Here is a 15,327-nt window from a genome sequence, read left to right as displayed (position 1 = left end):
AAAGTTAATGAATCTTTGAAATTTTAGTGGTATAATATACTGCTATGGCGCAGAGGTTTATGAATTCTTTTAAGATTTTACTAATCACACAGTAGGAGGTGTAGGGTATGAGGAAGATTTTTTTGACACTCTTATTAGTTCTCTCAGTGACTTTCTTTGCTGCAACTAAGGTTGTTTTCTGGCATGCTATGGGTGGTGCGCAAGGCGAAACACTGAACCAGATTGTTAAAGCCTTCAACGAGTCTCACCCGGATATCGTTGTTGAGGCTATTTACATTGGAAACTACAACGCACTTCAACAGAAACTTCTCGCTGGAGCACAAGCAGGTCAACTCCCAACAATATCTCAAGCATACGCAAACTGGACAGCAAAGTTGCTACAAAGCAAGATTGTAGAACCGCTTAACAAATACATGAACGATCCAAAGATAGGAATAACGAAAGAAGAATGGGAAGACGTTTTCAAAGCGTTCAGGGACAACTGTACATGGGGCAACACAGTATACGCTGTTCCATTCAACAAGAGTCTTTACATCATGTACTACAACGCAACAGCACTTTCTGCAGCAGGTATAGGTGTACCGAAAACAATTAACGAACTTCTCTATGCTGCTAAAGCTCTTACGAAAGACAAAAATAAAGACGGAAAACCAGATGTCTATGGTTTTGCATTTAGAACCACAGTTGATACATTCCAGATTTTCCTCATGATGCGAGGTGGAGAAATCGTCAAGAAGGACAAGAGTGGCAAATACGTATCAGCAATTGATTCCCCAGAGACAAGAGAAGTACTCTCGTTCTTCAAAAAACTGCTTGACGACAAAGTTGCGTTTGCTCAAGGCGGTTATCTCAACGATATCTTTGGTCAAGGCACCGTTCTCATGTATATAGACACAATAGCTGGAAGAACTTACGTTGAACAATCAACCAAAGGTAAATTCCAGTGGGCCTGGGCGCCAGTACCAGTTTGGAAGACAAGAAACGTTCCATTTGCTGGTACAGACATAATTATGTTCTCCACTGCTAAAGAAGATGAAAAACGTGCTGCCTGGGAATTCATGAAATACCTTATTTCTCCAGAAGTCACGGCTTACTGGGCTGTGAACACAGGTTACTTGCCAGTTAGAAGATCCGCACTCCAGACAACCATTTGGAAACAAGCGGCAAAAGCCGACCCACTCATCGAAATACCATTGCAGCAGATTGACAACGCAAAAATGGATCCACAACTTTCTGTCTGGACCGAAATCAGAAACGTTGTAAGCACAATGTTTAACGACTTCATTAATGGAAAAGTCGATATGGAAACAGCTATAAAGAAGGCCGACACGGAGATTAAGAAATACTTAGCTGAAGAATACAAATAATCTGGCATTGTGGGTGATTCCGAATCCCCCCTCGCAAGAGGGGGATTCGTTTTAATATAACAAAGAGGTGGTTGTGTTTCTATGTTGCTATTGAAAACTGTTGGATTAACTAAGTATTACGGCAAGAAATTGGCAATAGAGAATATCAGTTTTTCAGTATCCGAAGGTGAGATCGTAGGTTTTGTTGGACCAAACGGTGCTGGGAAAACAACTACAATACGTACAATAATGGGATTCTTAAATCCAAATGATGGACTTATTGAGATATTTGGTCAGCGAGTAACCAAAAGGAATTTTAAAGATATTGTCAAAAATATTGGATATGTACCTGGAGAAGTTAACTACTACGATGACGAAAGAGTGGAAACAATTTTGAGATTCTACAAAAGTTTCTATAGCAATTTTGATGATGAATACTGCGAAGAATTATGCCGAAAGTTTGACCTTCCGTTAAGGAAAAAATTTGAAGAGCTGTCAAGTGGTAATAAGAAGAAGGTAGCTATTATACAATCATTAGCTCACAAACCAAAGTTGATAATAATGGATGAACCGACCAACGGACTCGATCCGTTTGTACAAAGATTATTGTACACTACTTTGGAAGAGTTAAGGGACAAAGGCGTTGGTATTTTACTTTCTTCCCATATTCTTAGCGAGGTACAAAGACTTTGTGATAGAGTTATATTTATCAAAGAAGGACATATTGTGGAACCAAAGAGGTTTGAACCTAACATGAAAAAGATAATCCTCAAAGTTGCCGATAACGCTGTTGAAGTGATAAAATGGCTTTTAAACGACTTTCCAGAAATCACAGATTTGCACCAAATAGACGATGGATTGATTCTTTATATGAAATGGAATACGGAAAGATTCAAAAAATTCATTCAAAATATAAATTTCGAGGATATAACGATAGAAGATTTATCAATTGAAGATATATTTGAAGAGTTATATCAACCAACTATTAAAGTAGTTGATGATACTTTTTGATGGGGTGATATAGATGAAGGTCTTTAGATGGGAGTTCAGAAGGAACCTGAGGCCCTTAATAATATGGCTCGTTTTTATCGTTGGTATTCAATTCATGTATTCTTCCCTCTTTCAAAGTTTTGCTGGGGAATTATTTAGTACAAAAATTCAGCTACTTCCTAAGGGGTTTTTAAAGATATTTGGTATTCAGGAAATTGATTTCAGCAATATCCTCCACTTCTTTGCCATGCAAGGACAGATTTGGATATTCTTGTTTGCAACGTTCTATGTTATGCGTTTATCTTCTTCAATTATCGTGAAAGAAGAAAACGAAAGAACTGTAGATTTTGTGTTAAGTAAACCAATTTCGAGGAGAAGATATGTCTTTGAGAAGATTCTCCTTGTGAGTATTAACCTTGTTATTTATGATGGAGTAATTGCACTTTCGCTTTTGTATATGTTTGACAAATACAAAATCAAGCCGTTTGATATCGTGCAATTTTGGTATATCGTTCTTTCTTTTGTTGCTGTACATGTATTTACGGCTTTAATTGGAATAATCACATCAACTATTTTCAGAAAAAGGAATACGGCTGATACAGTAACACTCTTCTTACTTGGTTTTTTCTATATTCTTGGATTAATAGCAAGAGTGTATGAGAAATATTCATATATTAAGAAACTAACCCCGTTTGGCATATTTGACCCTGCAGATATAATTAAGACTAATTCGTTCAACTATAAAGCTTTTGTCTTCATTATTCTTTTATACCTTGCGTGCACTATTTTCTCGGTTCTATATTATGAAAGAAAGGATATATATGCTTAAACGGAAAATAATATAACAAGTAAAAAAACCGACCGTCAAATAAAGACGGTCGGTTTTTTAATTATTATAGGCTTCCAGGGAAGTGACACGCAACGAAGTGTTCAGGCTTAACCTCTCTTAGTTCTGGTTTTTCCTTTGAACAAATTGGTTTTGCTACTGGACATCTCGGGTGGAACGGACAACCACTTGGTGGATTTACCGGGCTTGGAACATCACCTTGGAGAATTATCCTTTGCTTTTTGTACTCTGGATTTGGTACTGGAATCGCACTCATTAATGCTTTTGTGTAAGGATGCAGTGGCTCATCAAATAACTCTTTTTTTGGAGCAGTTTCAACAACTTTACCTAAATACATAACAACAACCCTACTTGAAATGTATTTAATAAGTGACAAATCGTGTGAAATGAATAAGTATGTCAGATCATGTTCTTTTTGCAGGTCCATCATGAGGTTTATAACCTGCGACCTGATAGAAACATCAAGAGCCGCGACTGCTTCATCTGCAATTATGAGCTTCGGGTTCATCAAAAGTGCTCTTGCGATACCTATTCTCTGCCTTTGCCCACCGGAAAATTCGTGTGGGAATCTGTACATGTGAGTTGGATGTATTCCAACTTCTTGTAGAGCCTTTCCGACGGTATCAATTACCTGTTCTTTCGTAATCATCTTGTGAGCGAGAGGACCTTCTGCAAGTATATTCTTAATCCTCATCCTTGGGTTCAAGGAGCTGTACGGGTCCTGGAAAACTATTTGAATCTCTCGTCTAAAGGCTAATCGCTTGGCTTGCAAGTCTCCAGTTAAGTATTCGATAAGACCTTGTTCACCTTTCTTTGTGAATATGTCGTAGTATTTTTTATCAATGTCGTCCTTTGGGACAAAGCCAGATTCTTTGAATCTTTCTATATACGTCTTCCTAACGTATTTCTTAGCCTTCCATGCTGGAAGGAAGTAATGCGTAGTATCTTCGCCTTCTACAATTATTCTTCCTGACGTTGGCTCATATAGTCTCAAAAGCGTCATACCAACGGTGGTTTTTCCACATCCGGATTCACCAACAAGACCGACAGTTTCACCCTTGTATACTTCAAAGCTCACTCCATCTACGGCCTTGACCCACGCTACGATGCGTTTGAAAACCCCTGCTCGAATTGGGAAGTGTTTGACAAGGTTGTCTATACGCAGGAGAACTTCTCGCTCAGATTTAGCAGGACTATTGTTCGTTTGAGTGACAGCCTGTCTGTTTTCCATCATGCGCCTTCACCAGCCTTAAGTATCTTCTGTGCTTCTTCTAACTTATGGTAGAAGAAACACCTTGAATAATGCCCTGGTTCAACCTCTACAAGCTCTGGCATTTCAATTGTACATCTTTCTTCCTTAAAGTCACACCTGTTGCTGAATCGGCAACCCGGTGGGAAGTGCAATGGGTCTGGAACCATTCCTGGTATACTGTAAAGTCTTTCCTGCTCAACATCGAGCCTCGGAATGGAATTCAAAAGTCCCCATGTGTATGGATGCTTGGGTTTCTTAAAGAGCGTCTTCACATCGGTGGTTTCCATGACTTTTCCACCGTACATAACGACAACTCTGTCAGCATTTTCAGCAATCACACCGACATCGTGAGTAATGAGTATAATTGCCATGCCATATTCTTCTTGAAGTTCTTTCATAAGCTCAAGTATTTGAGCTTGGATGGTAACGTCTAAAGCTGTTGTTGGTTCGTCCGCTATCAAGAGCTTTGGCCTACAAGAAAGAGCCATGGCAATCATTGCCCTCTGCCTCATACCACCTGATAATTCATGCGGATATTCATCCACTCGTTTTTCCGGTTCGGGAATTCCAACTTTTCTTAGCATTTCTATTGCCATCTGTCTTGCTGTTTTCTTATCAACATCCTGGTGAAGTAAAATAGCTTCCATAATCTGTTCGCCTATTGTAAACACTGGGTTCAATGCTACCATTGGTTCTTGGAATATCATAGCAATATCGTTACCTCTGATTTTTCTCATTTCATCTTCGCTGAGTTCTAATAAGTTCTTACCGTTAAATATTATCTGGCTGCCTTCTTCTATTCGTCCCTTTGGGTCGAGTAGTCTCATTATGGCAAGGGAGGTAACACTCTTACCACTTCCAGATTCACCAACGATTCCAAGAGTTTCACCCTCGTAAACGTCAAAGTCAACACCATCAACTGCTTTGACGACTCCGTCTTCTGTATAGAAATACGTCCTTAAATTTCTTACACTCAAAAGTGGTTGCTTTTTTTCCAATTTATTCACCTCCAGCCATTTCAACCGTTATTTCAGTCTTGGGTCAAATACGTCTCTCAAAGCATCACCGACGAGGTTCCAGGCAAGCACAAACAAAACCATAGCCATACCTGGATAAAAGACCGCATACCAATACGTAAATGCTGAACCACTTGTCCCAAGTATCCAGTTCCTTGTGAAATTGAGCATTGAACCCCAGTCGGCATATCCCAGAGGCGCACCAAGTCCCAAGAACGAAAGACCTGCTGCAGTGATGACAAGAGACCCCATACGCATCGATGCTTGAATAAGAACTGGGAATATAGTGTTTGGCAGGATATGTCTTATTATAATGAAGAAGTCCTTAACTCCAAGTGCCTTGGCAGCTAAAACGAATTGCTCTTCTTTGACTTGAAGAATATTAGCCCTGATAAGCCTTGCAGCACCCATCCAACCAAAGACAGTCATTGCAATCATAACCTTGTCAAGACCGTTACCTAAGATTGTGGTTAAAACCATTGCAGCCAAAAGGAACGGGATGGACATAAAGGTATCTGTGATTCTCATAAGTATTTCATCAATCCATCCACCATAGTAACCAGCAATTGAACCAATTATAATACCGAAAATCGTAGAAAGTATAGTAACGGTCAACCCTATATAAAACGCAGTCCTTGTGCCCCACACAACTCCGTAAAATATGTCTCTTCCCTGTATCATACCAAACGGATGTTCACGTGATGGAGGAACAGGTTCTGAACTCCAAGTAATAATTGGCATTATGTAGGGATTATCTAACTTCATTGGTTTACCTTCCTCATCGAGCATCATCGGATTCAATGGTTTTGCGATGACTGGTGCGAATATAGCCACGAGGATGAAAAATATAAGAAGCGAAAAACCAAGAATAGCAGAAGGATTTCTAAATATCTTTCTCAAAACTCGTCTGAATTCCGTGTTCATTTTTGTTGTTGTTACACCTTCACTCATCTTCTGGCACCTCCTTAACCAAGTCTGACACGTGGGTCGAATACTGCGTATAGTATATCAATGATGAGGTTACCGAGCACTAAGATTATCGAATAGAACAGAGTAGTTCCTAACACTGTAGCGTAATCAAGTTGAACAGAAGCTTCAGCAGCTAATCTTCCTATACCTGTTCTGTTAAATATAACCTCGATTATAACCGTACCCGAGAGCAAGCCTATTACCATGGCACCTGCAACTGTTACAACCGGAATCATAGCATTTCTCTTTGCGTGCTTATGTATAACATCTTTTTCAGGAACTCCTTTTGCTCTTGCAGTCCTCACATATTCTTTAGAAAGAACTTCAAGCATACTTGACCTTGTAATTCTTAACAAATACGCCCACCAAAGGAATGAAAGAGTTATGACTGGTCCTATTATGTGCCTGAGTGCATCCCAGAAAATATCAAGTCTTCCGTTAATAAGAGCATCAATTGTAAGAAGGTGTGTGACCTTTAAGTACTGGGGTGACTTGACAATTTCTTCAGCCCATTGTGAAAGGTTTCCCGGAGGGAACCAACCAAGCACTGAATAAAAGACCATAAGCACGAGCAATCCAAAAACAAAGTCCGGGAAAGACCATCCAATGATTGCGATAATCCTAATGAAGTGGTCTAAGAACTTATCGCGTTTAACTGCTGCAGTAACACCAAGCCAAATACCTACGCCAACAACTGGGAATAATGCATACAGAGCAAGTTCAAGTGTGTACGGGAACCTACTCCAAATCGCTTTCAAAACAGGTTCTTTTCCAACCTGTGACCAACCAAGGTCACCTTTGAGTGCATTAAATAACCATTTACCGTACCTTTCAACAAAAGGTTTGTTCAAACCGTACTTCTCCTTCAAAGCATCCAGCTCAGCTGGGGTCAACTTATCAAATACGTTTGGGTTAACGTATGAAGCAAGAAGCTTATCTGGACCCAGTATCTGGAAGAGCGAGAAGATAATCAGCGACACACCCAACACGATGAGTGGTAACAGGAGTAACCTTCTGATAATAAACGTTGTCAACTACATCCACCTCCTGGAGAAATATATTGACATGCCGATTTTCCTTTATTAACTCACAGAAAAATTTTGACTCTTCCCATGCTTAAATTATAACACCCGTGAACTTTTTATCAACTTACTTAACAAGAATTTAAATGTCTTTCAGGTAAGATAGTTCGTTTAATAAACTTTCTGTAGCCTTTTTCCCTATTAATCGTTCAATTTCTTCCCTTGACGCTTTTTTCAATTCTTCAACCGAGGAGTAACGCTCAAGTAATATTCTTTTTCTTTTAGGACCTATCCATTTTATCTCATCTAAGAAAGTTCTCAAGGACCTCTTAGTTGCCAGCTGTCTTGCAAACGTATTTGCAACTCTGTGTGTTTCATCTCTGAGTTTTACTAACAATCTCAAAACAGGATGGTCATAACTTAAGCTCACAGCCCCATGCTTGGTTACAATCACCTCTTCTTCCTTGGCTAATCCAATAACATCGCACTTTTTACCTATAGCTTCTAACGCTTCGTACACTGCATTAACCTGTCCGATGCCCCCATCAACAAAAATGAGGTCAGGTAATTCATGTTTAGTGTATCTTCTTTTTATAAGCATCCTTATACTTGCGTAGTCATCTAAAATATCACCCAATTTGTATCTTCTATACTCTTCCCTTTTGACTTCCCCGTTTTCGAAAACTATAAGCGAAGCGACCGTATTTTTGCCGGAGGTGTGAGATATGTCAATTCCTTCCATCCGATAAGGTACTCTACTCAAGCCTAACAATTCCTTCATCTGCCTAAGAATAGCCTTGTTGGAAAGTATCAACCCTATTTCGTAATTGAGGTTTTCAATAGCCTTGTCAAGTAGTTCGGAATAGAGTTCGGCTTTAGGTGATGGAACTATGAATTCTATTCCGAGCACTTTGGCTAGTTTTGTTAGCCCTCTGCTTTTTTGTTCAACTAAAACAATCTTTGGCAGTTCGGCCCCCCTCGATACATAAAACTGTTCTACAAAATCTTCAAGCGTGCCTTCAAATTCGTAAAGTAACTTACCAATCAGATAACCTGAACGGATTCTCAAGACCAAATAGGTATTGCTCTTACCAACTATGACATCTAAATTAACTTGGTCAGGCAAGACTACACCTTGCGCTTCCATAACTTTGCTGAAATTCATCAATATATCTCTATACTTGGCTGCGTTTTCAAAATCTAACAGTTTCGCGTGTTGCTCCATTTTGGTTTTGACATATGCAACAACATCAGAGAAGTTTCCGCTAAGCACTGTTTCTAGCTTCTTCAACCTTTTTTTATATTCTTCAACACTTTCCTCACCTACGCATACTCCGGAACAAAGTCCAAGGTGGTAATCCATACAAGGTTTCTTTATCGATGTTAAGTCTTTCTTACATGTTCGAAATTTGTAAACTTTTCTAAGCACTTCGAAAAGTTTCCGAGTAAAACTAACATTTGTGTAGGGACCGTAAAAACTTCCGGTTCCCTTTCGTGAACGGACAATCTCTAAATATGGGACTTCGTCGTCACTTATACGTATGTAAGGATACACTTGTGTGTCTTTGAGCATAGCGTTGTATTTTGGTTTGTGTTCAAAAATTAGATTGGCTTCCAAGATGAGTGCTTCCTTTTCGTTTGAAACCAGTATAATTTCCAAATCATCCGCTTCTTCTACTATTAGCTTACTCTTCCCAGAAGTTGCCCTAAAATGTGATGTTAATCTTTTCTTTAAGTCCTTTGCCTTGCCAATGTAGATATAATCAGTGCCTTTTTTAAATAAATACACCCCTGCTTTGTGAGGAATGTCATTGAGAATATCTGGATTAACCATGACCAGTTTCGCACCCCTGTTTAAATCAATCGTCTTTTGGTTATATTATACTACCTTACGCTGCTTTTTGCACTGGTTTTCACATTCAACGCAAAAGTTAACTAAAGTTAATGAGTTTTTCGTTGAAGAAAAAACTATTTGAGAGTAAACTTAACATGAATTAGCAAAACGGCTATACGTTTTTTCGTGGGGGTGTAATAATGCCTGAGAAGTACATAGTAGTGACTGGTGGTGTTTTGAGCGGTATTGGAAAGGGAATATTCTCCGCCTCTCTTGCAAGACTTCTAAAAGAAGTTGGAGTTGATATAAATGTGTTAAAAATAGACCCGTATCTAAATGTTGATGCAGGAACGATGAATCCGAATCAACATGGAGAAGTTTTTGTCACCGACGATGGTTACGAAGCAGATCTCGACCTTGGGCATTACGAAAGATTCTTAGGTGTTAGTATGTCGCGAAAGAATAACATTACAGCTGGGCAGATATATTCGACAATAATCCAACGTGAACGCGAGGGAAAATATCTTGGCTCTACTGTTCAAGTCGTTCCACATGTTACTTCTGAGATAAAAGACCGAATTACATCGATGCCGGGCAAAGTACTTTCAATCGAAATAGGAGGAACTGTCGGGGACATAGAAGGCGAAGTATTTCTCGAAGCAGTTAGAGAGCTCGCTTTTGAAAAGAACAGAAACGATTTTCTGTTTATACATGTTACGTATGTTCCGTACTTAAGAGTTACTAACGAATTCAAGACAAAACCAACACAACAATCTGTTCAGTTACTGAGAAAAATAGGAATTCAGCCAGATGTTATTGTTGTTAGAAGTGAGATGCCAATAGATTCTCAAAGCCTTTACAAAATAGCACTTTTCAGTGGAGTTCCAAGAGATATGGTCATAAATCTACCAGATGTTGGAAATGTCTACCAAATTCCAGAAACACTCTACGAAGCTGGCGTTCATAAACTCGTTGCCAATCGACTCAACATTCAAATTGAAGAAAAACCGCTCGGTTGGACATACCCAAAGTCGTTTAAGCCATACAGAATCGCACTCATTGGTAAATATCTTGGAACAGACGATGCTTACAAGAGTATCATCGAATCTATTTTCCTTTCCGGCGTCCAAAAACCTATCGTTATAGATGCTCAGGAACTTGAAGAACTGGACGATGAAGGTGTTGCACAAAAGCTCTCTAATTTCGATGCACTAATAATCCCTGGTGGATTTGGCAGGCGTGGAATTGAAGGGAAGATAAAAGCAATAAAATATGCGAGAGAAAACAAAAAACCTATCCTTGGTATATGCCTTGGAATGCAACTTATGGTTATAGAATTTGCAAGAAATGTCTTTAATTTAAAAGGTGCGAATTCAACAGAATTTGATGTTGAAACTCCTTATCCTGTTGTAAATATGATGGAAGAGCAAAAGAAAATTATGAACCTCGGTGGCACAATGAGGCTCGGTGCCCAAAAGATGCAGGTTCTTAAAGGGACAAAGCTATATAGCGTTTATGGACAAGAAGAGGTTTACGAAAGACATAGGCATCGATATGAAGCAGATACCGTTAACTTTGGGTTCATGTACAAACTCCCAGGGGAAGAGGGTTACAAACTAACGATATCCGGAAAGTCTGAATTTCTTGAAGCTATCGAATTAGATGACCACCCATTCTTTGTTGGTATCCAGTATCATCCTGAATACAAATCAAAAGTTGGGGCACCGCATCCACTCTTTACCGCTTTAATAAAAGCAATAGAGGAGGTCAACAGGTGAGCGCAAAAATTAAAACCCTGATTGCAGATTACCATATTCATAGTAGATACTCGCCGGACTCACAGTCGGAAATCGAAGACATCATTGAGACTTCTCGGGAAAAAGGAATAAATCACATAATAATCACTGACCATTATGAACTGGCTGATGAACATGCGAATGTCATAGACGTTGATACTTATCGTTCTGAGATGGAAAAATACTCACTTCCAGTTGGAGTTGAGCTCGGTTGGGATGGAGTAAAAGAATTAAACGTGGACACAAAGAAATTTGACTACGTTTTACTTTCACACCACCAGGTAGAAGAACCGATTACTCAGGAAAGTTACAAAAATTACCTTCTTCGTTTGTTAGATATAATGAAAAGATTTGATGAGTATCACGCACTTGCGCACCTTGATTTTCCAAGAAGATATCAAAAAAATAAGGAACCATTTTCTGTGGAACTGTACGATATTATCAGTGAGATAATGAAGATACTTATCAAAAATGGCAAAATGCTCGAGGTAAACACTGCGGCTATTGAAATTTACGGAGAACCGAACCCTTCCATTGAACTTCTGAGGCTTTACAAGTCTCTTGGAGGCAGGAACATAACAATTGGTTCTGATGCACACTCGTTGGAACAGATAGGAAGAGGAATTGAGAGAGGTATTGAAATACTCAGAGAATTAGGTTACAATTATATCTTAGTGTTCGATGCTGAATGGCGAGAGGTAAGGATTTAAAAGAATTTAATAGAGTAAATAATTGGATACATCACAAAAATACGTAGAGGAGGTTGGACATTATGGAAATTAGCGCTCAGATGGTTAAAGAACTTCGTGAAAGAACAGGTGCTGGTATGATGGATTGTAAAGCTGCGCTTGCTGAAGCAAACGGCGATATGGAAAAGGCTATAGAAATACTCAGAAAGAAGGGTCTTGCAAAAGCTGCGAAAAAGGCTGGAAGAGAAACGAAAGAAGGACTTATCATCTCTTACGTTCACCACAACGGAAAAATAGGTGTCCTTCTTGAACTCAACTGTGAAACAGACTTCGTTGCAAGAACAGATGAATTCAAAGAACTTGGAAACAAAATTGCAATGCACATTGCAGCTATGGCTCCAAGATGGGTCAAAAGAGAAGACGTCCCAGCGGATGTTATCGAAAAGGAAAAAGAAATATACAGAGAACAACTGAAAGATTCTGGTAAACCTGCTCAGGTTATCGAAAAGATAATTGAGGGAAAACTTGAAAGTTTCTATCAAGACAACTGCTTACTTGAGCAAAAATACGCACTTGACCAAACAATTACAATCAAAGATATGATACAACAAGCAATTGCAAAGATAGGAGAAAACATCCAGGTTTCCAGATTTGTCAGAATGCAAGTTGGAGAATAATAAACAAAAAAAAGAAAAGCCATAACAAAACACCGCGGAATATAAACCGCGGTGTTTTTTTGTCTTTACACCAGTATTTTTGCAGTTCATTAGTTAGAGAAAGCTATTCATCTCAAAAAAGTAGCCTTTTGTGTTTTTGTAACGAAACGACAAAAAGAACGGTGTAAAATATTTTCGACATCTTTCAAAAAGTGGTGAGCAGTATGAAAACAGGTTTCACTCTAATCGAACTGCTCATTGTTATAATAATTATCGCCATTTTGATAGCAGTGACGATATATCTAACACCTGCAAGCACAATTCACATATCAAAGCAAATCAGGTTGCGCAAAATTTTAGAGCAATAAGAACGGTAGTGGAGAGTTACATAAAAATCGAAAAACACAAACCAGTGAGCATGGAAGAACTTGTTGAGAAGAATTATCTTTCATTTTCACCCGATGGCTTTTCAATTAATTTCGAAAATGCCGATGAAAATGGCGAGTACATTGTTCAGATAATTTATTCAAAATCGAATATTGACCTCAAGAAAGTTTTAGAAATTCTTCCAGATGTTCGAGAAAAAACTGAAGGAACAGAAAAACAGTTGGTTTACTCGTTTAGTATACAAAAATCTTGGTAGTTGTTGTAAAAATTTCATCCTAAAATTAATGCACTTCATAATGATTTGCTTGCATTTTATCCCGAGATGCTAACCGTTTAACCCAAAACTATCCAAAAACAAAAAGCTTGTGCGATAATATTAATAGAAGATTTGAAAAAACAAATTCAAATCCTAAAAAAGGAGGTTGATAGTATGAGAAAAGGTTTTACGTTGATTGAACTTTTGATAGTGCTTGCGGTTATTGCGGCGCTTATGGCAGTTGCAACACCACTTGCACTTAACGCTGTTAAAAACGCAAAGGCAAGCCAGGTGGCACAGAACCTGAGGGCGTTAAAAACAGCAGTTGAAACCTATTTTTACACAGAGAAGGAAGTTCCCACTTCAATTGATAGCGTTACCTCGTATCTTAGTAGTAATTTTGCCAAATCAGATTATGAGCTGAACCCCTCGGATAATGATCTTAGTGATGGACTTGCTAAAATATATGTATATTACAACAAAACTGATGTAACCGCAGACCTCGTTAACAAGAACTTACCAGAAGCTACAGAAGTAAGTGGCAAACCTGGTATAGTTATTGATTTGAGAAAGTATTGGTAATTTTATGTATCAAACTTAATTAACAAGGTTAATGGGCAAAAGCCCTCCGTTTTGGTCGGAGGGCTTTTTTATTATTCTTCAGGATACGGGAAGGTATGGTTTCACATCTAATCACAAGGACATAAAATAGATCTTAAGAGCGGTTTACGAGAACATCAGGTAAATTTATGAGTTTTTAAACTCATGTTAAGTCTAGCAAAAATTTTTGAACGTTTTTTACTCTTCTTAGGTCTAATAGATTGTAGTACTAATTAGGGACTGCCTTCTTAATGTGTCACAAATGGATTTGCTCTGATTGGAGGAACGTAGGATAAACTTAAGGCACAGGGGAACGCCGGGAACCCAAAGAGAAAGATTTTTTGGCTTGACATGGGTATCCTTTTGTGTTGGAAAAACGCAGACTTGAAGAGTATATTGCCCCCCTTGCCAAACCTCCTTTCTCAAGTGGTGGTATTAGCGGGTAGAGATGTTATCTATGATAAGTTATTGAAAAAACCATCCCAACAGGGGATGGGTTTTTTAAAAAAAAGAGCCTATTTTACAATTCCCGCAATACAAGTCGTTGTTTTTCTTGGAATCATAAGTCCTGTATCAAGCACTGTGATTTTGTCTGTAACACCAAGTAGCTCAGCGTAAATCTTATTCACGATTATGTGCAAATCACCATATCCTGGCGAAAATCTCATTGTTAGTTCACAGTTGTTTTGATTTTTGAAAACCTGTTCAAAAGTGTCATTGAGCTTTTCGATAGCTTCAGAGCCCCACGCGTCAAGTAGCATAGCCTCAAGTGTTGAAATCTGTGAGAGTTTTTCGATTTCTTCGTCAAGTGTTTCTCCAAGTGTGGAAATAAAAAGAAGGAATGTATCGTACTGCTTAAATTTCCCAGGTATTGCGTTTTCTGGGAGTTGGTCTTTTTTGAATATATTCCAGTAAACAAACGGTCTTACTACTTCTAATCCTTTTAGATATATCCTGTTGGCAATCTCCAATGACTTTTCATCATCTATAACCTTTGCATAAATCACACCCGCACGTGCAAGAAAGATTTTTTTGGAAGGCATATATTGGTACTTTTCGGGGATAAAAATTTGCAGTTCAACCACCTCCAATTGTTTGATGGTAAAATATACGCAGAGCAAATGTATGGTTTCTTTGGTTCATATAATATCACAAAGTTTAGCTAAAGTTAATACACCGTATCAGGAGGTATATCTTATGAATAGACCTATCGGGGTTGAAAATCCTGAAGTTTGTAAGGTCTGTGGTGGAAAGTGTTGTAAAACATACCCTGGGCTTGCAACACCTGAAGATTTTGGGGCACCGGACATCGAAAAACTCAAAAAAAATCTGTTTAAAGCCTTATCTTCAGGTAGGTGGACTGTTGATTGGGTAAAGCAAGAAGAGGGACTATATTTTGTCCGGCCTGCCGTTAAAGGATTTGAGGGTAGTGTTTTTGATCATAGATATACAGGTGAATGCACGTTTTTGACACAAACTGGCTGTAAACTTTCATTTGAAAACCGACCCGAAAGTTGCAGGATGCTTATCCCAAAAATTGATGAGAGGTGTGATTCTCAGGGCTATACCCGAGCTGTGGTGGCACAGCGTTGGAAGGAATACTATGATATCTTGATTGATGTAGCTATTGATGTAGAAAATTCCAACTTTTGAAAGGGGTGTAGGGT

General features: G+C 38.7%; 16 protein-coding genes. 10 read left to right on the top strand and 6 right to left on the bottom strand.

The window, feature by feature from the left end:
- Nucleotides 1-107 precede the first annotated feature (107 nt).
- The 3 genes from JM64_RS03605 to JM64_RS03595 all read left to right on the top strand — a co-directional run bounded on the left by JM64_RS03605 (nucleotide 108) and on the right by JM64_RS03595 (nucleotide 3,165).
- A complete protein-coding gene (locus JM64_RS03605) occupies nucleotides 108-1,367 on the top strand; it encodes an ABC transporter substrate-binding protein (protein WP_064011520.1) in 1,260 nt (419 codons plus the stop codon).
- An 81-nt stretch (nucleotides 1,368-1,448) separates the two neighbouring features.
- The gene (locus tag JM64_RS03600) at nucleotides 1,449-2,357 is read left to right on the top strand and encodes an ABC transporter ATP-binding protein (protein ID WP_064011519.1); all 909 of its coding nucleotides are present in this window, start codon (nucleotides 1,449-1,451) and stop codon (nucleotides 2,355-2,357) included.
- A 13-nt stretch (nucleotides 2,358-2,370) separates the two neighbouring features.
- Complete coding sequence (locus JM64_RS03595) at nucleotides 2,371-3,165, top strand: ABC transporter permease subunit (protein ID WP_064011518.1); 795 nt, start codon at nucleotides 2,371-2,373, stop codon at nucleotides 3,163-3,165.
- Nucleotides 3,166-3,229: 64 nt separating this feature from the next.
- Here the strand turns inward: JM64_RS03595 and JM64_RS03590 are convergent, their stop codons facing one another.
- From JM64_RS03590 to uvrC, 5 genes are all read right to left on the bottom strand, one after another.
- Nucleotides 3,230-4,417: an ABC transporter ATP-binding protein gene (locus JM64_RS03590; RefSeq protein ID WP_082868270.1), complete on the bottom strand. Its 1,188-nt coding sequence runs from the start codon at nucleotides 4,415-4,417 to the stop codon at nucleotides 3,230-3,232.
- Nucleotides 4,414-5,433: an ABC transporter ATP-binding protein gene (locus JM64_RS03585; protein ID WP_064011516.1), complete on the bottom strand. Its 1,020-nt coding sequence runs from the start codon at nucleotides 5,431-5,433 to the stop codon at nucleotides 4,414-4,416. The genes JM64_RS03590 and JM64_RS03585 overlap by 4 nt, the downstream gene beginning before the upstream one ends.
- A 27-nt stretch (nucleotides 5,434-5,460) precedes the next feature.
- Entirely contained in the window at nucleotides 5,461-6,375 is a 915-nt protein-coding gene (locus JM64_RS03580; protein WP_064012488.1) for an ABC transporter permease, read from the bottom strand.
- 41 nt (nucleotides 6,376-6,416) lie between these two features.
- On the bottom strand, nucleotides 6,417-7,454 hold the full coding sequence (locus tag JM64_RS03575; protein ID WP_064011515.1) for an ABC transporter permease: 1,038 nt from the start codon (nucleotides 7,452-7,454) through the stop codon (nucleotides 6,417-6,419).
- A gap of 130 nt (nucleotides 7,455-7,584) precedes the next feature.
- A complete protein-coding gene (gene uvrC, locus JM64_RS03570) occupies nucleotides 7,585-9,276 on the bottom strand; it encodes an excinuclease ABC subunit UvrC (RefSeq protein ID WP_064011514.1) in 1,692 nt (563 codons plus the stop codon).
- Nucleotides 9,277-9,476: 200 nt separating this feature from the next.
- Between uvrC and JM64_RS03565 the strand changes: the two genes are divergently transcribed.
- The 6 genes from JM64_RS03565 (at nucleotide 9,477) to JM64_RS03545 (ending at nucleotide 13,642) form a co-directional block, all read left to right on the top strand.
- Nucleotides 9,477-11,054 carry a CTP synthase gene (locus JM64_RS03565; protein WP_064011513.1) on the top strand — a complete coding sequence of 526 codons (1,578 nt, stop codon included), beginning with the start codon at nucleotides 9,477-9,479 and terminating at the stop codon, nucleotides 11,052-11,054.
- Nucleotides 11,051-11,782 (top strand): PHP domain-containing protein, encoded by a 732-nt coding sequence (locus tag JM64_RS03560; RefSeq protein ID WP_197473454.1) that lies wholly within the window; start codon nucleotides 11,051-11,053, stop codon nucleotides 11,780-11,782. The genes JM64_RS03565 and JM64_RS03560 overlap by 4 nt, the downstream gene beginning before the upstream one ends.
- Before the next feature lie 62 nt (nucleotides 11,783-11,844).
- Entirely contained in the window at nucleotides 11,845-12,438 is a 594-nt protein-coding gene (gene tsf, locus JM64_RS03555; RefSeq protein ID WP_064011512.1) for a translation elongation factor Ts, read from the top strand.
- A gap of 203 nt (nucleotides 12,439-12,641) precedes the next feature.
- The gene (locus tag JM64_RS09715; protein WP_082204733.1) at nucleotides 12,642-12,785 is read left to right on the top strand and encodes a prepilin-type N-terminal cleavage/methylation domain-containing protein; all 144 of its coding nucleotides are present in this window, start codon (nucleotides 12,642-12,644) and stop codon (nucleotides 12,783-12,785) included.
- Nucleotides 12,786-12,793: 8 nt separating this feature from the next.
- Entirely contained in the window at nucleotides 12,794-13,060 is a 267-nt protein-coding gene (locus tag JM64_RS03550; RefSeq protein ID WP_041262795.1) for a hypothetical protein, read from the top strand.
- Between the two features lie 174 nt (nucleotides 13,061-13,234).
- On the top strand, nucleotides 13,235-13,642 hold the full coding sequence (locus JM64_RS03545; protein ID WP_064011511.1) for a type II secretion system protein: 408 nt from the start codon (nucleotides 13,235-13,237) through the stop codon (nucleotides 13,640-13,642).
- A gap of 533 nt (nucleotides 13,643-14,175) precedes the next feature.
- Here the strand turns inward: JM64_RS03545 and JM64_RS03540 are convergent.
- Nucleotides 14,176-14,703 carry a hypothetical protein gene (locus JM64_RS03540; RefSeq protein ID WP_064011510.1) on the bottom strand — a complete coding sequence of 176 codons (528 nt, stop codon included), beginning with the start codon at nucleotides 14,701-14,703 and terminating at the stop codon, nucleotides 14,176-14,178.
- Between the two features lie 82 nt (nucleotides 14,704-14,785).
- Between JM64_RS03540 and JM64_RS03535 the strand changes: the two genes are divergently transcribed.
- Nucleotides 14,786-15,313, top strand: a complete 528-nt coding sequence (locus JM64_RS03535) for a YkgJ family cysteine cluster protein (protein WP_231882460.1) — start codon at nucleotides 14,786-14,788, stop codon at nucleotides 15,311-15,313.
- Nucleotides 15,314-15,327: the final 14 nt, after the last annotated feature.

The sequence above is a fragment of the Fervidobacterium pennivorans genome (assembly GCF_001644665.1).
Lineage (GTDB): Bacteria > Thermotogota > Thermotogae > Thermotogales > Fervidobacteriaceae > Fervidobacterium > Fervidobacterium ngatamarikiense.
Note: the sequence above shows the minus strand (reverse complement) of the source record. Positions and strands in the feature narration are given on the sequence as shown.